Origin of the sequence: Methanothermobacter sp. EMTCatA1 (assembly GCF_002356395.1) — an archaeon.
GTDB lineage: Archaea > Methanobacteriota > Methanobacteria > Methanobacteriales > Methanothermobacteraceae > Methanothermobacter > Methanothermobacter thermautotrophicus.
In genome coordinates, this window is record NZ_AP018336.1 from 267,868 (window position 1) to 291,272 (window position 23,405).

The 23,405-nt window shown below is 50.7% G+C and carries 18 protein-coding genes; 4 read left to right on the forward strand and 14 right to left on the reverse strand.

Going from position 1 to position 23,405, the window contains the following annotated elements:
• The 6 genes from tca_RS01525 to tca_RS01550 form a co-directional block, all read right to left on the reverse strand.
• On the reverse strand, nucleotides 1-987 hold the full coding sequence (locus tca_RS01525; protein ID WP_010875982.1) for a glycosyltransferase family 2 protein: 987 nt from the start codon (nucleotides 985-987) through the stop codon (nucleotides 1-3).
• Between the two features lie 48 nt (nucleotides 988-1,035).
• Complete coding sequence (glf, locus tag tca_RS01530; protein ID WP_286709001.1) at nucleotides 1,036-2,178, reverse strand: UDP-galactopyranose mutase; 1,143 nt, start codon at nucleotides 2,176-2,178, stop codon at nucleotides 1,036-1,038.
• A 10-nt stretch (nucleotides 2,179-2,188) separates the two neighbouring features.
• Entirely contained in the window at nucleotides 2,189-3,082 is an 894-nt protein-coding gene (locus tca_RS01535) for a glycyl-radical enzyme activating protein (protein WP_143485728.1), read from the reverse strand.
• Nucleotides 3,048-4,976 carry a glycyl radical enzyme domain-containing protein gene (locus tca_RS01540; protein ID WP_286709002.1) on the reverse strand — a complete coding sequence of 643 codons (1,929 nt, stop codon included), beginning with the start codon at nucleotides 4,974-4,976 and terminating at the stop codon, nucleotides 3,048-3,050. Before tca_RS01540 ends, tca_RS01535 begins: the two co-directional genes overlap by 35 nt.
• The gene (locus tca_RS01545) at nucleotides 4,973-6,235 is read right to left on the reverse strand and encodes an oligosaccharide flippase family protein (RefSeq protein WP_286709003.1); all 1,263 of its coding nucleotides are present in this window, start codon (nucleotides 6,233-6,235) and stop codon (nucleotides 4,973-4,975) included. The genes tca_RS01540 and tca_RS01545 overlap by 4 nt, the downstream gene beginning before the upstream one ends.
• A gap of 516 nt (nucleotides 6,236-6,751) precedes the next feature.
• Nucleotides 6,752-7,228, reverse strand: coding sequence for a glycosyltransferase (locus tag tca_RS01550; RefSeq protein ID WP_245942846.1), 477 nt, complete (start codon nucleotides 7,226-7,228; stop codon nucleotides 6,752-6,754).
• 165 nt (nucleotides 7,229-7,393) lie between these two features.
• Between tca_RS01550 and tca_RS01555 the strand changes: the two genes are divergently transcribed.
• From tca_RS01555 to tca_RS01565, 3 genes are all read left to right on the forward strand, one after another.
• A complete protein-coding gene (locus tca_RS01555) occupies nucleotides 7,394-7,984 on the forward strand; it encodes a hypothetical protein (protein ID WP_286709004.1) in 591 nt (196 codons plus the stop codon).
• 5 nt (nucleotides 7,985-7,989) lie between these two features.
• On the forward strand, nucleotides 7,990-8,580 hold the full coding sequence (locus tag tca_RS01560; protein WP_115892413.1) for a metal-dependent hydrolase: 591 nt from the start codon (nucleotides 7,990-7,992) through the stop codon (nucleotides 8,578-8,580).
• Nucleotides 8,581-9,227: 647 nt separating this feature from the next.
• Entirely contained in the window at nucleotides 9,228-10,400 is a 1,173-nt protein-coding gene (locus tca_RS01565; protein WP_115892412.1) for a CDP-glycerol glycerophosphotransferase family protein, read from the forward strand.
• Between the two features lie 142 nt (nucleotides 10,401-10,542).
• On the opposite strand, the gene tca_RS01570 is transcribed toward tca_RS01565, so the two are convergent.
• The 4 genes from tca_RS01570 to tca_RS01585 form a co-directional block, all read right to left on the reverse strand.
• Complete coding sequence (locus tca_RS01570) at nucleotides 10,543-10,911, reverse strand: cupin domain-containing protein (protein ID WP_115892411.1); 369 nt, start codon at nucleotides 10,909-10,911, stop codon at nucleotides 10,543-10,545.
• 69 nt (nucleotides 10,912-10,980) lie between these two features.
• Nucleotides 10,981-11,598 (reverse strand): hypothetical protein, encoded by a 618-nt coding sequence (locus tca_RS01575; protein WP_286709005.1) that lies wholly within the window; start codon nucleotides 11,596-11,598, stop codon nucleotides 10,981-10,983.
• 67 nt (nucleotides 11,599-11,665) lie between these two features.
• Entirely contained in the window at nucleotides 11,666-12,559 is an 894-nt protein-coding gene (locus tca_RS01580) for an alpha/beta fold hydrolase (protein ID WP_286709006.1), read from the reverse strand.
• Nucleotides 12,560-12,911: 352 nt separating this feature from the next.
• On the reverse strand, nucleotides 12,912-13,064 hold the full coding sequence (locus tag tca_RS01585) for a hypothetical protein (protein ID WP_286709007.1): 153 nt from the start codon (nucleotides 13,062-13,064) through the stop codon (nucleotides 12,912-12,914).
• 200 nt (nucleotides 13,065-13,264) lie between these two features.
• On the opposite strand from tca_RS01585, the gene tca_RS01590 reads away from it, so the two are divergent.
• Nucleotides 13,265-14,959 carry a sensor histidine kinase gene (locus tca_RS01590; protein WP_286709008.1) on the forward strand — a complete coding sequence of 565 codons (1,695 nt, stop codon included), beginning with the start codon at nucleotides 13,265-13,267 and terminating at the stop codon, nucleotides 14,957-14,959.
• Nucleotides 14,960-15,115: 156 nt separating this feature from the next.
• On the opposite strand, the gene tca_RS01595 is transcribed toward tca_RS01590, so the two are convergent.
• The 4 genes from tca_RS01595 to tca_RS01610 form a co-directional block, all read right to left on the reverse strand.
• Entirely contained in the window at nucleotides 15,116-17,224 is a 2,109-nt protein-coding gene (locus tca_RS01595; protein WP_170130295.1) for a pseudomurein-binding repeat-containing protein, read from the reverse strand.
• A gap of 361 nt (nucleotides 17,225-17,585) precedes the next feature.
• A complete protein-coding gene (locus tag tca_RS01600) occupies nucleotides 17,586-19,229 on the reverse strand; it encodes a cation:proton antiporter (RefSeq protein WP_115892406.1) in 1,644 nt (547 codons plus the stop codon).
• Nucleotides 19,230-19,420: 191 nt separating this feature from the next.
• Nucleotides 19,421-20,995 carry a pseudomurein-binding repeat-containing protein gene (locus tca_RS01605; RefSeq protein ID WP_286709009.1) on the reverse strand — a complete coding sequence of 525 codons (1,575 nt, stop codon included), beginning with the start codon at nucleotides 20,993-20,995 and terminating at the stop codon, nucleotides 19,421-19,423.
• 291 nt (nucleotides 20,996-21,286) lie between these two features.
• Entirely contained in the window at nucleotides 21,287-23,389 is a 2,103-nt protein-coding gene (locus tca_RS01610; protein WP_286709010.1) for a histidine kinase dimerization/phosphoacceptor domain -containing protein, read from the reverse strand.
• Between the last annotated feature and the right edge of the window lie 16 nt (nucleotides 23,390-23,405).

A 23,405-nucleotide genomic window follows, 5' to 3' on the forward strand; every position in this document is an offset into this window, starting at 1 on the left:
TCACCCATAGAGTATCCTGCGGGGTTTCTCATTATCAAATCTCCCCCTGAGGCCATCAGAATAAGCGCTCAATATAAATCTGACCCTCCTGAAGGGTTTCTCACGGATACCTGTAATTATCTGAGCTGCGACCGATAGGAGGATTGCTCTGACCATGAAAATGAATAAACGTGCCCTGCCCATTTCCTTCCTCCGGAGCCATATGGAATTTCTGACACCGTAATACCGGAGCCACAGTTTATCGTAGGGTACCACCGGGATCTCCCTGCCGAAAAGACCCTTCGTGAGGTTACCCCTCTCCGCGGCTTCCTTGTGCAGAATCAGACTCCCGGGTACCAGGATGATCTTACCGGTACTCCTCAACCTCAGACAGTACTCCACATCATCGTAATGCAGGAAGAATTCCTTCCTTGGAAATCCTATCTCCCGGACCGAATCAGAGTTTATCAGGATCCCCACAAAGGATGCATGATCAATTTCAAGGGTCTCCTCCCTTAAATCATCCTCTGTCACAGGCCTCACAAAGGTTCCGAAGCTGTCGAAGTCAAAGAAGCCCCTGTGTATGTACTGGGGCCTGCCATCCGGGGAGACCTTGAGGTTGGCAAGGGCCGCAGTATCATCATCCGCATATCTGAGCAGGCCCTGAAGACTATCAGGGAGTGGTTCAGCATCATCATCCATGAGCCATATCCAGTCGTATCCATCATGGAAGGCTCTCTTCACGCCCTCATGGAATCCACCGGCCCCACCCGTGTTAACGGGCAGTCTGACATACCTGATAACGATTTCACTCCCATCAAGGGGGTTCTCAATCACTGCACCGTCCCTGTAACCCCTGCTCCTGAGGAGTTCAGGTGTCCCATCTGTTGAGGCATTGTCTATGATGTAAATTGCATCTAAGGGTCCTGTCTGCCTCCGCAGGGCTTCAAGACACTCCACGAGTAAATCCTTACGGTTGTATGTTACGACAACGGCACAGACCCTCAAGGCATCATCTCCTCACGCTTAACTCCCTTGCATGTGAAGACAGACCACTCAAAGTATCCTCTCCTCAAAGACCTGGAGGGCCCGCAGGACGATATCATCCATGTCATAGTAGCGGTACTCTGCAAGCCTCCCGACCAGTATAAGGTCCTCAAATTCTCTGGCAAGTTCAAGGTATCTTTCATACTTCGCCCGGGTCTCATCTGTGAATACAGGGTAGCAGGCCTCATTCTCCCCGTCTATGTGTGTGCAGGGGTACTCCCTCAGCAGCGTCGTCCTCCTGGAATCTGTGGGGTGGAGGTGTTTGAACTCGGTGATCCTGGTGAAGTCATAGTCGTTTGGGTAGTTGACGGTGGCAACCTCCTGGAACCACTCCGTGTCAGCGGATTCGAACTGGAGGTCCAGGGACCTGTAGGGGAGCTCACCATACCTGTAGCCGAAGAGCTCATCGATCTTACCCGTGAATATGACCTTCCCCCTGAACTCGGAGCCCATGAAGTGGATCTGCCCATCCCTCAGCTCGAGGACCTCATGGTGGCTGGTGTTGAGCATAAGCTTGATGCAGGGGTGGTCCGGCATCCTCTCAACCATGGCTGTGTAGCCGTCCCGTGGCACGGCCTGGTACCTGTCAGTGAAGTAGCGGTCATCCCGTGAGAGGACCACTGGCACCCTCCCTGTGACCTCGGGGTCCATCTCCTCTGGTTTCAGGCCCCACTGCTTCCTGGTGTAGTTGAGGAAGACCTTCCTGTAGACGTAGTCTGCAAGGAACTCTATGTCAGGGTCCCCTGACTCCCTGAGTTCCAGTATGGGGACCCTGGCACCGAAGCCGTACCTCCCTACCAGTTTCTCCTCGAGCCTCTCAGCCAGTGACTGGGGGAGGAGCATCCTCAGCGAGTTGAGGTTGAATGGCAGGGGGACCTTTGCCCCGTCTATGAATCCCAGGACACGGTGCTGGTACTCCCTCCATTCGCTGAACCCTGAGAGGTAATGGAAGACCTCCTCACTGTCGGTGTGGAGGATGTGCGGTCCGTACCGGTGCACCAGTATCCCGTTATCGTCAACCTCATCGTAGCAGTTACCACCAACATGTCTTCTTCTCTCAACAACCAGCACCCTCTCTCCGAGCTGGCTGGCTATCCTCTCTGCCATGACGGAACCTGCAAGGCCGGCGCCGACAATGATGTACTTGAACATGACAATGCACCTAAATTTTCAGGTAATTCATTCCTATTGATTCCTTCTCAAGTAGCCACTTCAATTTTTTTATCTCAGCATCATCGGGGGCTGAGAAATCAGGCATCTGGAGGTTCAGACTCCGGTACTTCTCAAGTCCCAGCCTGTGTATCCCGAGGACCTCAATGTGATCCACCATGTTCTCCCTGAGGAATCTGATGAGGGCCCGTATGTTCTCCCTGTTGAATGTGTAGGGCTTCACCGCCGGGAACCTCACTGTGAAGCTGCCATCAGAGATCCTTTCAAAGTTCCTCCTGAAAACCTCAGGGTCGCCGCCGGTGACCTCCCGGCACCCTGCATCATCCAGTATCTTCACATCAACCAGGAAGAGGTCCACCTCACCCTTTAACTTCTCAACCGCTTCGCCTGGGGCGAAGAGTGATGTTTCAACTGCTGCGGGGACTTCACCTATCCTGCGGGTGACACTGAGTATGCCATCGGCCTGGAGGAGGGGCTCACCCCCCGAGAAGGTGACACCGCCACCGGTGGAGCTGTAGTAGTCAAGGTCCCTGAGGATGACCTCTGCAACGTCATCTGCTCCTGTGAACTCACCGTAGACACCCATCGCAGCTGAGGGGCAGCTTCCGGCGCACTCATGGTGTTCAGGGAACCTGAATATGTCCCGGGGCTTATCAAGGAAGCTGCATCTCTTCACACATTCAAGGCAGCCGATGCATTTCTCCTCTTTGAAGTAGACCTCGGGTTCTCCCCTTATATTTTCGGGGTTGCAGCACCAGGGGCACCGGAGGGTGCAGCCCTTGAGGAAAACTGTGGTCCTTATACCCGGACCATCATGGACGCTGAACCTCTGGATGCCGGTTATCAGGAGTTCATCCACTGTAACCACCATGCTCTGAGTATTCAAGGGCCCTCCTGACTATTAACTCCCTGTACTCCTCTGGAAGGTCCCTGAAGTAGGCGCTGAATCCCCAGACCCTCACTATGAGGTCAGGGTAGAGTTCAGGGTTGTCCCTTGCCCGCAGGAGTACTTCAGGGTCCAGGACATTGACCTGGAGCTGCATAACACCCCTACGGAGACCTGTCCTTATGAGTGCCATGAATTCATTCCCTGCACGGTCAAGGAATGGCCTGTCGACCATTATATCAACAACACCCCCATTGAAGGCCTTCAGGTAGTCCAGGGCTGCTGCAAAGTTTAGGACCTCGGTGTAGGACATGCCGTCAGTGAATTTAAGGGGGGAGATGTGGACGCCGAGGGGTTCACCTGCGTGTCTCCCATCAAAGGATGCCCCGGTGGATTCCCCCAGTGTTATGTAGCCCGGGGAACTTAAACCGAACTTGTATCTCCCCCCGAGTTTATCATGCAGCATCTGGATGATGGTGTTTGTCAGTTCCACCACCTCATCCTCGTCCATACCATACCCGGGAGAAATCAACTCGAGGCCCACCCTGAGTGCCTCGGCGGACCTGAAATCATCCCTGATCACCTCTTCAACCTCGGTGATATCCATCGTCTTCTCATCATAGCAGAGCCTCCTGATGTTGAGGAGGGAGTTTACCAGGTTCCCCATCCCCACGGTCAGCACCCCGTTGATGGAGTAGCCTGCACCATCACAGATATCCCGGGAGTTCCTGATACAGTCAGGGAAGAGGAGTGAAAGGAGGGGTGATGGTTCATTCCTGACCGACTCCACATTCTCCATAACTTCATCGATGTACCTGTGCAGCTCCTGCCGGTACCTCTCAAGCAGTTCACTGAATTCACCCCTGAACCCGTGGAGGGCATCCTCCAGGGGCTCCAGGAGGTTCAGATTTGCCAGGTTGTTCTGGTCAGAGGACCTCCCAGGGATGAGTGGCTCCCAGCAGGCAGATGTCGCGTACTCCAGGGCGTCTGATCTGCTGTAGTACTGACTGAGGGCGTCCACGATGACATCGTCATTGGAGAAGAGGGGATAACCGAGGCCCTCCCTGAGGCACCGGTAGCTGAGCTCCCATACATCATCAGGTGTTCTGCTGTTAACCCTGAGCACAACCTTGGGGTCGGGTATTCTGAGTTCCAGCATGACCTCCAGGAATATCCGTGTGAGGTCGTTGTATTCCCCTCCGAGGACAATCACCTGTCCTGTGTCCCCGGGGAGGACGTTGCTCTTGAACTCATAGCAGGAGGAGACGCTCAGGATGAAGTCCCTTATGAGTTCACGGGACTCCTCAGGGTCCTCATGGTACTCCTTAAGGATGCTGTCGAGCCTCCCAAGGCCGATGAGGGGGTGCCCGTACATCCAGATGAGGGAATTCATGAACAGTATTGACTGCAGTGCCTCCCCCAGGGTTTCTGCCGGCTTCAGGGGCACCCTTCTGAGTTTATCTGCGATTTCAGGTGAGTGCTCAGCGCACCTCTCAAGGTAGAGCTTAACAGCCCCCAGGGCCCTTCTGAGGATATCCGGGTAACCCCCAGGCTCATCTTCTATCATCTCCTCAATACCCTCAAGGCCCCTCTCAACCAGGAGTCCGTAGTCAGGTGTGAGGTTTCCAAGGCGCCTGTAACCCTCTGTCTCCAGGACATGGATCCCGGTGTCTATACTGTAGAAGAACCTGTCACCGGGATTGAAATGTATGCGGGAGTCCCTGCAGACCTTCTCAAGTTGATGGAGCCTTCTTTCAAGGATGTCCTTTTTGCTGGAGCTGATTATCCTCGTTTTAATGCAACCCAGGCCCTGCTTCCGGTATAGGGTGTGATAGGCCCTTAAATAGGGGAAGAACGGTGTTCTCCTTGCGATCTTCAGCACGGCATTCTTCATAGCACTCCCATCCTTCTGAGTATGATATACTCAATGATTCCGATAATGATTTCGGTGGTGACAACGGCAACCGCGGCACCCCCTGAGCCCAGGAGCATGACGAGTCCCAGAAGGAGACCGATGTGCACCACACCTGCAAATATGACGATCCTCGTGAACTTCTCCTTGTAGCCGAAGGATACCAGCCCCTGGACACCCAGGATGTTGTTGACACCAATTGCAAAGATTATGAAGACCAGTATCTGGAGGAGGGGGATGCTCTCACCATAGGAGGGACCCGCAAGTATCCCCACGATGAGGGGTGCAAGGAAGACGAGGGCAACAGACAGCCCGAAGGTCAGGACCCCCATGAAGATCAGCATCTTCCTGAGCTCATACTTCGCCCTCTCACGGTCATCCTTCTGGATCCTTGAGAAGTAGGGGTAGATGGCCTGACTTATGGGTGATACGATCCCCTGGAGGGCCCTGGTTATATCCTCTGCCACGGCATAGTATCCAAGGGTTGCGCTGCTCACAAGGAGTCCCAGTATGAAACGGTTGGATGTGGTGTAGAGGCTTATGGCCAGGGTTGAAATGAAGAGGTGCCACCCCTCAAGGAGCTGCTCCCTTATATCAGAGGGGGATGGAATCATGAACTTAACACCGAATTCCCTCATGACTATCCTCTGACTGTATAAACCGACGGCTATGAATCCCGCCGAGTTTATGAGGGGCACGTAGAGGTAATCCCCGGGTCCCCGCACAGCAAGGAATATGAGTGCGGTGTAGATGAGGGAGCTCACTATCCTCAGGATGCTTATGTACCTCATCCTCTCAACTCCCTGGAAGAACCAGACCGGGAAGAGGAGGTTGCCCACAACGAGGCCGTAGGTGAAGATGTAGAGGAGGTAGTCTGATCTGAACCTGTCAATCAGGAAGACCGTGACGAGCATGGCCATGAATGTCACTGCCAGGAGGATGGTCTTTGTTACCATAACCGAGCTGTAGATCCGGGACACCCTTTCAGTCTCATCACGGTGTATTGAGATCTCCCTGGTGGCTGAGAAGTTGAAGCCATAGTCTGTCAGTATCTGGAAGTAGGTTATGAAGGCAACCGCGAAGGCGACCTTACCGAAGTTGGCAGGACCCAGGACCCTGGTAAGGTAGGGAAATGTGATGAGGGGGAGGAGGTACTGCACAAGCTGTATACCTGTGAGTGAGATTATGTTATCCAGGACACGTCGATGCTCGCTGTTTGATAAGGGTGATGGTATCTTCATTCAATCATCCTTTTTTTCTGATCATGGGGATAGTCAGGGACCTCCAAGAGGGTTAGAATTCTCCCGGTTTCACGGTTTTTCCCCTTTTGAGAGTATATCCCTCCCAAAAAGCCTTTAAGAGGTATCTGAAACCGGATGGTTTATATTTAAGGCATTGATAGGTGAGGATAATGAGGGTCCTCATGGGTCTTAAATACCTCACAAGGATGTTCTCTCCATACTTCCTATCCAGATAGATCACATTCCTCAGATGATAGAAGGTCTTCCAGTTGAAATCTGGCTCTGCAGCCACCTTTTTGATGAGTCTGGCCCCTGATACCATATAAATTGGTCCATAATCCCGCAGCCTGATGGCGTAGTCTGTATCGTCTGCAATTATGAAAAGACTTTCATCAGGGAATCCTATCCTTTCAATGGCTTCTCTCTTTATAAGGGGTCCCTCAAAGGATATGGCTGATATCTTAAAGTATTCCTCTTTAAGATCATCATCACTTATAACATCATATGTGAAGTATTTTAGGGGATTTCTGAAGTTGAAGGTCTTGTCTCACGATTGAAGAGCGAACCCTGGAAGAACCTCACAGGAGCAACTGCGGAAATATCTTCAGGGATTCTTTCAGAGGCTCTGAGAAGTTTTTCAAGGGTATATTCTTCTGGTTCAACGTCATCATCCATGAGCCATATCCAGTCGTATCCATCATGGAAGGCTCTCTTCACGCCCTCATAGAATCCTCCGGCACCTCCAGTATTTTCATTGAGCCGCACATAGACAATTTTCAGTGACCCCCCATGATGGTCCGGCAGATTTTTCACGGAGCCATCCGGGTTATCTATGTAGCCCCCCTCCATGAGTAGATGGGGTGTTCCATCTGTTGAGGCATTGTCTATGATGTAGATTGCATCTAACGGTCCTGTCTGCCTCCTCAGGGCTTCAAGGCACTCCACGAGTAAATCCTTACGGTTGTATGTGACGACAACAGCACATATCTTCATTTTTCATCTCTCCATCCTCGAGGATCTGCATTCACTGTCCACTCCTGGATCTTTTATCAGTCCAGACCATCTATCCTATTCCACCTTAAACCTCCAGCAGTAAAAATCTGTCGCACCCATACCTCATACGAAAAATTTAAATAATATTACTTATTACTTTATTCCATGGACTTAATAAAAATCGTGTCCTGTCTTGAGGATGGTAACGTCATCCACTGCGGCGGGAACATCAGGGACACCTACCATGAACTCAGTGAAAGGGCAGAGGAACTCAACCTCCAGGCCGCCCTGGTCTACCTGGTATCACCCATGCCCCTCAAGGCAGGCCTCCTGGAGATAATGAGGGCCCATGAACCCGGTGCACAGGAGAAGCTTACCATCACAGAGATAATGACGGCCATAGCATCCATTGAGAGGGAGACCTGGGTCTTCATGGACCACTTCGAGGACCTCACAGGGAAGGCGGCAGGCAAGTACCTCTGGCTACACACCCACGGGAGGGTGAAGTACATGGCAGGCCTCACCGGGACCTTCAGGGGTGAGGTCCAGTCCTTCTACTCAACCTTCAAGAAGCTCAACCCATCAGGGTGCCTGGATGGGGACTCCATCGACGTCTCTGTCACGGTGATGGCCCTCATATCAGTATTCGCCTCACTCTGCTACCTGAGGGTGGGTCTGGAGTACGGTCTCCTTGCAACGAGCACAATCTGGTTCGCCCTCATAGTCTTCAGGACAATCAACTACATTGTAAGGTGAAATAGGTGAAGTTAAGGACTCATGTAACAGCTGCAGTCGTTCTCTTCCTCCTGATCAACTTCCTGTACCCTGTAACGTCAATCATCAGAGGGGCCCTCCTCGCCGGGGCTGCGGGTACAGTCCCTGACCTCCTGGATTACCTCACAGGGAGGCACAGGGGCATCGGACACACACTCCTTATTTTACCACCCCTTCTACTCTATTCACTGAAGAGTCCGGAGAATGGGATCCCGCTCCTTGCTGGAATCACATCCCACATCCTCCTGGACCTCTTCACGGTCCATGGATGCCCCCTGCTCTACCCCCTCAAGGACACACCCTACCACTGCCTCCAGAGGAAGAAGAGGATAAAGACGGGGACAGCCGGTGAGTGGGCCCTCCTATCATTCCTCATAGCCGTCACGGTGGTCACATCACTGGTCTCGGTGGGTGCACCCGATGATGCACTCCAACCCCAGGTCCGCAACAGCACCAGGGAGGGTCAGTGCAGGACCATGACCGTGGACATCCAGGTTGATGCGGACAGGGACGTCAATGTGACATCCTATCACACCAATGGCTCAGAGAGCATCTTCGTGGACTTCAAGGATGATTGATGTCTCCAGATGAATATGATTCAACGATGTGAAAAATTAAAGGTTCCATGCTCTGGAACAGGAACCTGATTTTTTTATTTGATATCCTCTGCATTTTAATTCAATTTCTTTTACTTTTTCTCTATCAGTTCCTCATCATCCCTATGCCAGGGAGGGGAGACGATGCAGAGGAATGAGAGCCGGGTCCCATGTCTTCTTAATGTAGTGGTCGTCCACCTATCATTTCTCAGGAAGATATACTACTCCCGTGCTTATTATGGTTGTGAAGACAGTATGAGACATTCATCTATGACAGTGAACTCACCGCTGCTCCATGGCTTAGAAACCATTCAATGAATTCAGTATAAATGGACGCAGTGATTTAGATGATATGGTTTCAGTACTTATCCGAGGGAGATGAAAATTCTTCAATTGGACATATAAGGGAACTGGCGGTTACATATCAGGAACACGTCAGTTTAAGCAGCATCTTAGATACCTCCGCATCATCTTTCCTGATTATGGGCTCTTAAGACGATAATTTTGATTGGTAAGAGAGGCTATCTATGGCATTAAGGCTTTTAATTTAGATCGGCTAAAAACTTTATAGTTATCTCATAAATTAAATAAGATAACCAGGACGACTAATCGACTGTGGAGGAGTGACAATGCTAAAAGCAATCCTAAAATTGACAAAGGAGAAATTCCTCTCATTCTTCACGCTCATTATTAAATTAATAAATTATTTAATACCTAAACGTAATCAGATAATATTTGACAGTAGCCCTGAGTTTTCAGATAATCCCAAGGCATTATATGATTATATAAGTTCCAAAAAAACTGAGTATAGATTGGTGTGGGCTGTAGACGAAATACAGGAAGAGGTTGATGTCCCACAGTATAAAAGATCCACCCTTGGAAGGTTATGGCAGTTTTTAAGATCAAGGTATATTGTAACATCACATGGCAGCCATCCAGCGAGAACAAAAAACCAGGTTTTTGTTAATGTTTGGCATGGCATGCCTTTAAAGGCTATGGGCTATGCTGAGAATAGAGATGTTGCTTTGCCATTTAACTTCGATGATGAGAATTATTATCTTATAGCGACTTCCACCATCATGAGGAATGCTCTTGCAGCCTGTTTCAATCAAGACGCGAGACGCATATTTGTAACTGGTCAGCCAAGGAATGATAAACTTTTTAAGGGCTGTCAAGAGAGAATTCTGGAAATTTTAAAGATTGATCCAGCCAGGTATAACAAGATTATTTTGTTTGCACCCACATTCAGGTCAGCTGATTATAGGGAGGATGGGCAGCTTATATCATATAACTTTAATCTCCCTGATTTTGATATAAATGATTTTCAGGAATTCTTAAAGGATCATGGGGTTCTCTGCCTTGTGAAGTTCCATCGACTGGAGGAAGAGAAGGCTACAGCATACTTTAAGGACGCTGAGAACATTAAACTCATAAATACAGGAACCTTACAAGAAAATCTCATAGATATCTATGATATAATGGGATGCGTCGACATCCTAATAACAGACTACTCATCAGTTTATTTTGATTTCCTGTTACTGGATCGGCCCATTATCTTTATAGTCTCTGATCTTGAAGAATATCGGGAGAAAAGGGGCTTCGTACTGGAACCATTCGAATTCTGGACGCCGGGGCCCAAGGTCAAAAACTTCAAAGAATTCCTGGGAGAACTGGAAAAAAGCATAGAAAACCCGGAATATTATCAAGAAGAAAGAAACGTTATAAACGACCTCGTAAATTACTACAAGGATGATAAATCCTCTGAAAGACTATACAAGCTCGTCTTCGAAGATAAGTTATAACCATTTCATTTTGTAAAGGGGAGGTTTCTAGAAAAGCAGAATGTAGGATATCAAGTAGATGCTGCACACAACATTATAGAAAGAATGGTCATGAACTCATTTTTTATTTGATATCCTCTGCATTTTAATTCAATTTCTTTTACTATTTCTTTATCAGTTCCTCATCGTCCCTATGCCAGGGAGGGGAGACGATGCAGAGGAATGAGAGCTCCGACTCCCCGGTGTTCTCAATGTACTGGATAGCACCGGCGGGTATATGGATGGCGTCGCCCTCCCTCACTGTGAATGACTCATCATCGATGTGCATGGTGGCCTCACCCTCCATGATGTAGTAGACCTCCACCGACTCCCTCAGACGGTGGGGCTCCGAGGCCTCACCTCTCCTGAGGATGGCGTGGGCCAGGCTGAAGCCCATATCCAGGCCCTCATTGTCTGGGTGCAGGAGCTCACAGAGGAGGCTCCCATCAGCGGCCCTGAAATATTCGCAGTCCCTGATATTCCTTCGGGTCATTGCAGATCCTCCTGGAGTTTACATGTAAGAGTCCTTTTTAACCCGGGTCATTGCAGATCCTCCTGGAGTTCACATGTAAAAGTCCTTTTTAACCCTCCGGGCCTCCCATGGCTTTCCCTGGGGGTGGTGGATGTAGTCTGCACTCAGAACTATACGGCCATTCTCTGACCTCAGGGTGAAGTTCCCGCCGAAGAATGTCTCGACCCCGTTTATCCTGAAGTCCCCCTTAAAGGTCCTGCCGTCATTGCTGAAGTTCCCGCCACCATCCCAGGCAGCGCAGGTCATCCTGTAGTGGCCCCTCAGCGGTGTGCTGAACATCGCAGACTTCAGGTCACCCCTGAGGAGGAGGTAGATGGTTTCCCAGGTGACGTCGATGTGATCTATGTGTCCGGTGCCGCTCAGACCGCTCTCATTGTAACATATGCGTGTACCGTTGACCTCATGGGTGTCGAAGTTCTCTGCCCCCGGGAGGACTATGCTGAAATTGAAGTCCCTCCCGGTACCGTTTATGGAGTAGTATCCTCCAAGTGAGGCCTCCCCTGCCTTATTTGAGGGTATGGATGTGTAGGATGTGTAACTGTAGGGTATCTGTGAGAATATGGCCTCATCAAAGACCTCAACTGCAAGTACAGGTGCCGCGACAGCCACCACAGCCACGGCCATGATTATAAGTACTCTCCTGTCCATTAAATTCCTCCATTCTGTCATCTCTTCAAGGATCCCCCTGAACACTATCAATTATCTGCCTTCAATGTTAAGTGATTATCTTCATCCTCTTCACCGGTCTCCCATCATCCCAGGTCCCCATCCCTGTCAGTTCATCCATATCTGCAGAGGTGAGGCTGTCACCTTCCAGGTCGATGAGGATGTCAAGGACCTTCCAGTAGCCACTGTAATCAAGGTTATCCACGAGTAGACCGTATTCGTCTGAGACCGCAAGTGGTGAGAGATGATCAGCCACCAGTGTCCTGTCTGACTGTACAAGGAGGAAGATCTTCCTGCCGGGTGGTATCTGGGGGGTCATCCTCATTATACGGTGGGAGTCAGCGGTACCTGTGATGGTGTCCGCGTCACCGGCCATCACAACCAGGATGACGTCCCCAGGGATTTTTGAGAGGTTCTGGAGTTTCCTTCCACCCTCTGAGTCCCCTGGCTGGATTGAGAGCACCGCCACGGGTTTGGGGATGTCACCTCTCGCTGCGAGGTTGACCGCTATGATCCCGCCTGCTGAGTGCCCTGCAATGTACAGTCTTCCATTGAATTCACCTTCCAGGTCACCGAGGGCTTTTCTTACAGCGTAGGCGCTGTTCTCTGTGAAGTTCTCTGAGCTGGTATCAAGGAGGTTCTGATAGCGGGGGTAGACCACGATTATACCATCCCCTACAAGGTGCCTTATCCAGGCCATATAGAAGATGGGTTCAGTGGCTGCCCAGCCATGGATGAGGACCACCACAGGGTATCTTCCGGGTGCTGCAGGTTTGAATATCCAGTACCTCTGACTCCCCTCACCATGGACCTCCCTCACCATCCCCTCATAGGGCGGACCATCCATGTTCACCCGGGGAATGGCAACAGGTTCTGCATGGACCGGGACTGAACCGAGGATCAGGGTGATGAGAACCAGTCCCGCTTTAATAAAGGGTTCCATATGATAATATTGACCGCTGATTAATTAATCTTTCATCTGTGTGGAAACTCAGAAATATTGACCGCTGATTAATTAATCTTTCATCTGTGTGAAAAATTCAGATATCTGCTTAAGTGCCATGACGGCTCCCCTCCTCAACACTACTGGAGGAAAATCCTTAAACGGTTGCTGACGGTATACCGGGGCCGGCAGGGTGAAGGATGGGTTAAGGGCGGAGCTCCTGGAAAGCCATCCTCTGACGGGTTCCCTGATCTTGAGACAAAACCGGGAATAACCCACCCACTCCATTATAAAGGAGACTGTGGACTCTGCTGAGATGAGTCATAACATGTGAGATATGACGTCAGGCGTCTCACTGCCCTCCTTCAAGGCATATGCGGGCCCCGCATGATGGACATACAATGTAGTAGAAGTGCGCCCTCTGGCTGCCATAAACCTCGGCCACAACATTGGCCCTGCAAAGCGGGCAGAAAAGGCGTTTCATGGCACCCCCAACCAGACACAATAGTTATAAATTAATTAAAACTTTTATTAATATATACCTTTTTTTGCCTATTTCATCTGTACAGTGATAATTTTCCTTTCAGATGCACAGATCTTAAGAGCGTCCAGGTCCCACCTTACTGAAAATCATGGATCAGCTGTGCTGCAAGTATTCGAAAGATTTTATTACATGATCCCACAGAAATTCTATGGGTGTTAAACTTGGAACCTGATTCTGCAATCCTTGCAAGGAGACTCTCACTTTCATTTGCCATTGCAGTCATAATCCTATCATCCCTCACAATCACGGGCCATCTTATGGGAATCCCCCAGCTCAGGGGAGAGATCCTGGGATCACCACCCACACAGCCGATGACAGCAGCAGTATTCCTGACGCTGGGGTCAACCATAATTCTCCTCTCAAAGCGGATCAGAACCCCAGCACTCTACATTGCAACCTTTCTACTTGTCTTCTACACCCTCACCGTCACCGGGTACCTTCAGACATCCATCACAGGGTACGGTTCAAACTCCCGCTTCATATCATCAATCCTCTTCATCATCTACGCCATCATACTGATCCTCTTCTCGTCCTCAAGGTACACGGCACCCCAGGTACTCGCCTTTTCAGCCGGGACAGTGGCCTACTGCGTGGTCACAGGATACCTTGGAGGTGTCGGGGTCTACAGTCAGTACTTCCAGATGGCATTCTACACCGCCATCCTCCACCTCCTCACATCTGCATCATTCCTTAGCCTCTACCCTGAGGAGGGTATAGTTGCACCAATACACAGGTCCTTCACCGGCGGCCATCTGGCCAGGCTGCTCATCCCCATCATGATAGCCAGCATAACCCTCCTGGGCCTCTTCACCATGAAGATAAGTCAGAGGCTCTTCCCGGGATTCGGGGAGGTGTTCCTCATGGGGATGACGTCCTCCCTGACCATAATAGTTGTTATCCTGGCATCGGATGAACTCAACAGGATAGATGAGAAGAGATCAGAATACCAGAGGGACCTCCTCGAGGCCCAGAAGTTCTTCAAGGATGTTGTTGAAAACCTTGCAGAGGCTGTGGCGGTCTTTGACCATGAGGGGAGCATTATCTACAGGAACTCTGCCATGAAAAAACTGGGGATCATGGATCTTCCACGACCATCATCCAGTGGCGAACCTGTCATGATTGAACGGATGAAGGTGGGTGATGGCCACTACACGGGATGGATGGTTCCAAGGTTCTCTGACGGAAAATTCACTGGATACATCGTGTCACTCACAGATATCACGGACCTTATTGGGATACAGAGGTCCCTCGAGTCCACAGTAGGTGAGAGGGACGCTCTTCTTGCAGAGGTCCACCACAGGGTCAAGAATAACCTCCAGATAATCATGAGTCTCCTCAATATCCAGGCCATGAATGCCAGTGAGGAGGCCCGTGAGGTCCTGAGGGATGCCCAGAGCCGTGTGAGGGCAATGGCTATCCTCCATGAGACAATCTATGATAGCGGAAACTTCACTGGCGTTGATATGGGGTCCTTCATAACAAGGCTCATTGAGAGACTTGTAAGCGCCTATGGGGTCTACGGTATCCACTTCCAGGTGGATGCAGATGTCCGGGTGAACCTTGAAACCGCAATACCCCTGGGGCTCCTCATAAATGAGGCGGTTACCAATTCAATCAGGCATGCCTTCCCCTCAGGGGAGGGCAGCATCACCGTGACGATGGAATCAGATGGGCTCCTCTACCTGCGGGTTGAGGATGATGGTACCGGCATGGAGGGTGTATCTGATGGTACCGTTGGCCTGTCGCTCATGAGGGCCCTTGCAGATCAGCTTGAGGGTGAACTTGAGATAGAATCAGATCATGGTACGGCGGTGTCCCTCAGGTTCAGGGAACTCGAATACATGAAGAGAACCTAGTGGGTACCTGTGCGGGTTTTCAATATAGAGATCAGGTTTGTTGTGGATTTTAAGGGATTAGCCTGTTGAATGGGATCTTCCCGTCAAGGATCCAGTTTTTCAAAAGTAGCTGTTAAATTGGATCTTCTATATCAAAAAAATAAAATAAAAAAAATTTTAAAATGGCAGTTCCGCGTAGTAGCCCTTTATACTGGCGCTATTCCAGTTCTTTATGACTCCAAGGGAGTTCATGTTGCTTGATGCGTCGCCGTTAACCCATGAACCATTGATGTAGAGCTGTGCCCAGACATGGCCATAGGTGTTCCCTGAGACGAATGTGCATGTGGCGTGCACATACCTGGCTGCTATGCCTGAAGCCCTTGAAAGGGCAACCAGGAGGTGTGTTATGTCAACACAGTTTCCTGTCCTGTTTTTGAGTGTGCCCACTGCACCGTACCTGGTGTTGTAGTAAAAGCTGTAGCTTATATTGTCACGCACCCAGTTGAATATCGCTGTCGCCTTGGCAGTCACTGAGGTCAGACCCCTGGTGATGCTTGCTGCAAGGGATCTTATCTCTGTACTTGTAACCTGGCAGTTCGCTGTTGAGGCCAGGTAGCTGCCTGAGAAGATGGAACTGTCAACAGTGACATAGTTGGGGAGCCTTCCATTATCCTCCTGGAATGCCACAACCTTTGACAGGCTGTAAAGGAGGACGTTGAAGCTCAGGGTCCCTGCACTGGATGATATCTGTGATGGCGCAGTGCCTGTTGATGACATGTAGCTCAGGACCTGTGACGCGATCTGCAGGTACTCATCCTTCTGGATTGTCCCTGAAGCCTTAAGGGTTGTGGCTGATGGTTCACTGAAGGATCCGGGTACAGGATCCTTACCGGTGAGGAACTCTGCCAGCAGGTAGAGGAATCCGGCGGGTGTAACCTGACTCTCGCCGAGGCTAACATAGTTGGGGAGCCTGTAATTTGACTCAACGAATGCCTTAACCCTGCTGGCGGCATCCATGATCATCGATGCGGTCAGTGAATTTTCAGCAGACGGCTTTGTTTTTGCGGATGGTATCCCACCTAGAAAGTCTTTATCGATCAACCCGTACCTGAAGAGGGCGTATCCGTCGGCTCCTCCACGGAGGGCTGAATCTATATCTCCAATGAGCTCATCTGCAGGGATGGGCGTCACATCACTGTCGGATCTGTAGGTCTGAAGTCCGGTCCACACCTCTGCACCTGGGCTCTTGGCCTTGATGTAGGCAGTTACATTCTGTATCCAGGAGGAATCCTCCCGGTAGTTACCCTTGTAGACCATCGGCACAAGGACGTCCAGGTACTCTGCAAGCTGGGTGTAGTTCTGACCATAGTAGTAGGCATTTGCTCCCTTCTCTGGCATCAGGGCAGCCGACAGTAGAAGCCCGGGGTTAACAGATCTAACGGCTTCACTGATTCTCCTGACTATCCCTGTTATGGTTGCTGTTGAGTTGGGCACCTGGTATGCGTTTCCAGGGTACCGGATATAGTCGAGGTGGATCCCACCAACCCCTGGAATGCTGGTGTATGATAGCACCCTCCGGGTGAGGTTATTAATGAACTGCTCTGCATAGGTTGTGTTGTAGCCGTATCTTGTCTCTGTACTGGTAACCGTCTTTGTGACTGTCCTGTACTTTATGGTGTAACGCGTCACCTTAACATACCTGTAGTAGGTTTTCTTAACGTAGCGGTACTTCCACTTGTATCTCCATTTGCCCCTGTACTTGTACCATGACTTGTACCACTTCTTCACATAGGTTCTGTAGGCCTTCTTCACCGTTACAGTGTAATAGTACCTGTAGGGTTCCTGGACCGTAACCTTGCTGGTGGTTGTAACATTGTAGGCGTACCTGCCGGTTGGGTCAACCCATTTGCCGTTAGCATCCCTGAGGCAGATGACCCAGGCACTCACCCTTATACCCTGGGCTGAAGCGTTACCAAGGAATGAGGTGAGGTTTGCTCTGAAGCGTTCATCATTGAAGGCCAGCTGCTCAAGGAAAACATCAGATATACCCTTACCTTTGAGTTCACTGAGGTTGACCTTTCCCATGTCATAGGCCTTGACCCAGATGGCGCCGTGTGCCTGTTCTGTTGTTGTGTCTTCCTGTGTTTGTGTTGTGTTCTGTTCTGCTGTGTCTGTCGTGTTCTGTTCTGTTGTTGTGTTTTCCTGTGTTTGTGTTGTGTTCTGGGCTTCCATATCCTCTGTGCTATTGTCTGCCATTTCAACGGCAGACGCCACATTTGAGCCCATGAAGGAAAGCACCAGAACAAGGGCTATTAGAATGTTCAGCTTTCTCGAAATTTTACCGCCTCCACTGGGGCTAAAAACCCCATATAGACTCTTAAAAAGGCCTTTATATATAAACATTGCGGTTTAAAAATTGAAAAAAGACGTTATTAGAACTTTTTAAATCAAATAAGACAATATTAGAGTCTTTCATGGTTTTCATTATGCTACGTGAGTCTGGATAACCGTCCCTACAAAGATAAGAGCATTCGCGCTCCGGATCTGAATTCAGAGCCACCATATAACCGATTTTCAGAGAAGGAGGTCTGTGCATGTCAGATTAAGGGGGTAATACAATGTTTGATCAACTCTCCACATAACTCCCTCACTCCTCAAGCTCACAGACACCACTGTAACAGCTGAATATCTCATCTGAGATCCTCCTGGTAGCCTCACGCTTCTCTGAAACCACCACATCGGCCCCTGCTGTGTAGAGCATCTCAGTATTCTCAAATCCCCTTATCCTCGCTATTATCTTCATACCCTCATTCAGCGCCCTGGCCTCATGGATGGCATGGACCGTGGACCGGTAGTCTGCAATGGCAACCACCATCACCGCAGCCTCCGGGACATTGAAGTGCCTCAGCACGGCCAGGTGCGTCCCATCTCCATAGTATACATTGAGACCCTCCTCACGGGCCCTTTTCACGGCTTCAGGGTTGACATCCAGGCCTATGTAGGGTATAACATGGTCCTCACAGGTATCCGCAAGCCTCCTCCCGGTTATACCCATACCTATGATTATCAGGTGGTCCCTCAGGTCCACCGAGGGCCTCCTGTAGACCCTTCCATTCTTTATCCGGGGGTGGAGGTCTGCGCGGACTATCCTATCTGAGATCCTGGGTGAGAGCGATATGAGGAAGGGGGTGATGGCCATGGTTATCAGTGAAACCGAGAGGAAGGCCTGGAATGTTAAACGGTCCATGAGACCGTAATGCAGCCCGGTCTCAGAGAGTATGAAGGAGAACTCACCGATCTGTGCAAGGACAAGGCCCAGAAGGACCACAACCCTGGCAGAGTAGCCCAGGACGAATCCAACGAGGCTGTTAAGGACCACCTTTATGAGGAGAACCCCGAGCACCGCCAGGACTATGAGGTAGAGATGGCTCAGGAAGAACCTCAGATCCAGCAGCATTCCCAGGGAGACGAAGAAGAAGCTAAGGAAGACCTCCTGGAAGGGGAGCACCGTCCCCTGGGCCCTGTGGGCGTAGTCTGTGTTTGCAACGATGAGGCCCGCCAGGAAGGCCCCCAGGGCTGGTGAGAGCCCCACCTCCCCTGTGAGCCAGGTGACGGATGCACATACAAGTATGACGGTCAGGAGGAATATCTCACGGCTCCCGGTTGCTGCAACCACATCAAAGAGTCCGGGTACAAGCCACCTTGCCGATACCAGGGTCCCCAGGAGCACAGCTCCAGCTGTGAGGAGGGTTCCCAGCGCCGATGAGGGGTCACTCACCACCCCTGCCAGGAAGGGCACTGTGAGGATCATGGGCACGGCTGCAACGTCCTGGAATATGAGGATGGCCAGGGAGGCCTGTCCATGGGGTGCCTCGGTCTCGTGGAAGTCCTGCAGGACCTTGAGGACCACCGCTGTACTGCTGAGGGATATGAGGAAACCCATGAAGACGGCCTTAGCAGGGTCCAGACCCAGCACCAGGGTGAGGATGGCCACCACCGAGACCGTCAGACATATCTGGAGGGTTCCACCTATCAGGGCTGTTCTCCTGAACTCCCCGAACCTTTCAGCTGACATTTCAAGTCCAATTGTGAAGAGGAGCAGTATGACACCAATTTCAGCGAGGCTCTCAATACTCCCTGATGACACAGCCCCGAGGACAGATGGACCGGCTATCACCCCGGTCACAAAGAAGCCCAGAATGGCGGGGATCCTGGCCCGGTTGAGCAGAAGGAGGACCATGAGTGCCAGGCTGAATATTATGACAATCTCCCTCATGAGTGGAACGTCCATGTTAACACCATTTAACTGTCTCTGGCCGGCCTCTAATTAGCTTTTGTATCCGGTGTTCATTATCCTTATTCTGAGTATTGTATATGGTGTTTATTCCGGTGCTCTGATCTGCTGGCAGTGGTCCCTGTTATTCTGGCTTTTATATCTCACAGGGAGAACCATGAAAAAGAAAAAATGAGGTTTATTAACCTCTAAAACGGTAAACTCGCGTATATGCCCTTTATCACTGCGCTGGAAGTGTTCCAGTTGTTCACAACTCCAAGGCTGTTCCTTGAGCTTGTTGCATCTGCAGCGTACCATGTATCGCCAACGAGGAGCTGGGCCCAGACATGTCCATAGACCTTACCTGATGTGAAGTTACAGGTCCCGTGCACATACCTGGCAGGTATCCCTGAAGCCCTGGCCAGGGCAACAAGGAGGTGTGTGTGATCCACACAGTTTCCTGTCCTTTTTTTGAGTGTGCCCACTGCGCCGTACTTCGTGTTGTAGTAGAAGCTGTAGTTTATGTTGTCACGCACCCAGTTGAAGACGGCCTCCGCCCTGGAAAACGTCGAGGTCAGCCCCCTTGTTATCTCAGATGCAAGGGATCTGATATCAGGACTGTCCACGGGACAGCTGGCTGATGAGGCGAGGTACCTTGCGGTGCTCTCACCATTGTAGGGGTCATTCTCTGGCCTGTTCTTCAGGGAGGACGCCAGCCTCGTTACGGTCACGGTGTTCGGAAGTCTCTTGTTGGTGCTGTAGAAGCTCAGGACCCTTGAAATGGAGTATACAAGGCTCTCATACGAGATTCTACCTTTACTTGATCCTGCATAATTTGGGGCCCTATGGTTCTTCTCCATGAACCCCTGAACGCCGGATGCCACCTTGAGGTACTCTGACCTTTTGAGGGTACCCCTGGCATCGCCTGCAGGCTTCGTTGCCTCACCGGCAGTTACCGGTGCTATCGGGGTGTTCTTCCCCAGATTTATCTGGTTGAGGCATTTAACCATTAGATGCAGGAACTGGGCTATACCAAGCCGCTGGTTTGCCACCTGCACATACCCGGGTAGGCTCTGACTCCTGTCAATGTAGTTCTTCAGTGATTTGGCCGCTGCAAGTATCTGTTCCCTGGTGAAACCTGAATTGCCACTGGCAGCATCGCTGCTGCCGGAATTATTACTGGTGGGGGTGGAGGATTTCACAGAGTTGAGTTCGTTGAGTTTGATGTAGTTTGGAAGTCGCTGATTTGTAACTTTAAAATTAATTGCCCTTGCAAATAGCCACACAAGTGATTCGAATCTTATGTTCTGGTCCCTGAAGCCTATGTATCCGGGCGCCCCTCCTGACGAGAGGACCCTGCCTGCAACTTCAAGGTAATCCTTCAGGTAAATTGAGCCTTTGAGCATGGTCCCTGATGTTTTAGCCGGCAACTGAACCTGATTCACTGTGGGTGTCCTGTTGAGGACGTAGTATGATTCAAGCTGCAGGAACTGTGCCATGTTCACCTTAACGCTTCCAACCTCAACTGTGAGGGGGAGGCGTTTGTTCTTTGCTATGAAGGTGTTGACACGGACTGCGGCGTCCTCAACATCGGCCCGTGAAACGGATGGGCCCGCTGCAGAGTCCAGAGTCCTGTTAGCCTCTGCACTCGCATTAACCACTGCAACTGTGGAGTTTGACTCCATCACTGTACTGCAGGTTTTTGCTGTCATGTTATCAGGAAGCAGTGCTTCTTCACCTTGTGTGTTCTGGGCATAGATCTCTCCGGTATTAAGTAACACCATGCATGCAAACAGCACGCACAGCAGTTGCATACCACGGGATATACTATCGCCTCCAGAATGCAGGACGGAATCCTGCAACTATATTTCTGCCCCTGATTTTATTTATAAATTGTGATCTTTTTCTGGTTCTGGGGGTTGCTGTGAAAAGGTTATGGATTGTGATCTTTTTCTGGTTCTGGGGGTTGCTGTGAAAAGGTTATGGATTGTGATCTTTTTCTGGTTTCTGGGGGTTGCAGTAAAATTAGAAGAAACACGCCCCTATTTTGTTGTGTATCCTGTTTTTTCAGGTTCTTAGAATCTCTTTTTGTACTGTACCTCCGAGAACCTCACCCTGAACTCTGTGCCCCCATTGGAGGTGTACTCCAGTTCACCGTTCAGCTGATCGGTCAGGTTCCTCACAAGGAGCATCCCAAGGCTCCTGAGGCTGTCCAGGTTGAAGTCATCAGGGAGTCCCACACCATCATCTGCAACGGTAAGCAGAAACCCATCACCGTCACGGCCCAGTGAAACACGCACCTCACCGCCACCATCAGGGAACGCATACTTGAAGGCGTTTGTCACAAGTTCATTCACTATGAGTCCCAGGGGCATTATGGTGTCAACGTTGAGCTTGATGTCCTCTATTTCAAATCTGAGCTCAACCTGCTGATCAGGCCTCAGGTAGGAGAACATTATGCTCCTTGCAAGGCCCTCAATGTAGCCCCGCACATCCACATCCGCAAGGTTTCCTGAACGGTAGAGCTTCTCATGTATCATTGACATGCTCATGATGCGCCCCTGGCTGTCCCTGAGCACACCGGTGATTCCAGGGTCATCTATGTAGCTGCTCTGAAGGTTAAGGAGGCTTGAGATCACCTGCAGGTTGTTCTTGACACGGTGGTGGATCTCCCTCAATAGCAGCTCCGTCTCCTCAAGGGATTCCACCAGCCTCTTCTCATAGAATATCCTCTTCAGTGTCGAGGCAGCCTCCCCACCCATAGTTTCAAGCAGTTTAAGCTCATATTCATCCGGTTCATGCCCGTTCCTGAAGACCATGAAGCCGAGGGTCTTATCGTCATGCCTCAGTGCCACCGCTATCAGCCCACCCCTCACCAGCACGGCATCATCCAGTTCTCCAAGGATCTCCTCAGGGTCATCAATGCTGAAGCCGTCTCCCAGGGGGCTCAGGACACCATCCCTCATGAGATAAAGAGCACCATCAGACAGGTCCAGATGCTCATTCAGGAGCCCCATGATGTTCCTGAAGAGCTCATCAGGGCTGTTGCTATGATTTATCCTGACTATGGCTTCATTGAGTGTCCTGAATTCATGGAGGCGCATCCTGGTAAGTTTCTCTGACTTCTCTGTTTCCTCTATCCTGTCCCTCAGCCTGAGTGTGTGGCGGAGGTCCTGGGCCACCATGGAGTATCCCACCACATCGGCACCCTCCCTTATGAGTGATATGAAGAGCTTCACAGGGAGCCGCTCACCATCTGACCTCAGGTACTCAATGGATAGCGGCCTGTGATGATAGTCACCCCTGGAGGATGAAGCCCTCTCCCTGATGTCCTCAAATTCCCTCTCCAGTTTGCCGTGGTGTTCGGGTGCAACGATGTCCCTCCAGTTACCTGCAGAGTCCACACCCAGTTCACTTTCTGCCCTGTGGTTGAGCTTTATCACCCCTCCCTCTGCATCCAGTAGGACGACGAGGTCGGTGACCTTATCTATTATGCTCTCACCTGCAAGGGATGGGCTCATGGATGGTGGATGGTAATTGACCATCGCATGGACGATACCTGCGGCTCCGATCATCCCCACGATCTGTCCCAGTGTGTTCATGTTCTGGGGGCTTGACGGGATGAAGGTGGTCAGGATCATGGCTGCAATGAGGCTGAAGGATGATGCGATGAATATCAGGGTGGTCATATTCCTCTCACGGTGGGATGGTGCCACCCTGGCATGGTTCCATATGAGTGAGACTGCGACGGCAAGATAACCCACCATGTAGGCCTCAAATAATTCCCGGAAGTCGCCGGTCCATGAGAGGAGGTCATGGATGTCCCCCGGTTTAAGGAGGGAGTCCACAAGCAGCAGGTAGATGAAGATGAAGGAGGGTATTATGGGTATAACGGTGAACTTAGTGAGCCTTTCATCATCTGCAGAGAGTACCAGGGCAAAGTTCAGGAACAGGGCTGGCAGCAGGATGATGGAGAGGCCCGAGAGCATGTAGAGTATCAGACCGTACACGCCTGAGGTGGTGTGGAGGAGTGTGGATGTCAGTGCCCACAGGGCCAGTGCGATGGCTATGAGAAGGAAGCTCCACTCCAGATTACACCTCCTCAGCTTGAGGGGGTACATTCCGGCCCCCAGATAGAATACCGATGCCAGTACCGATAGGGTTATGTAGATGTCCATCCTCCCACATCTCTTA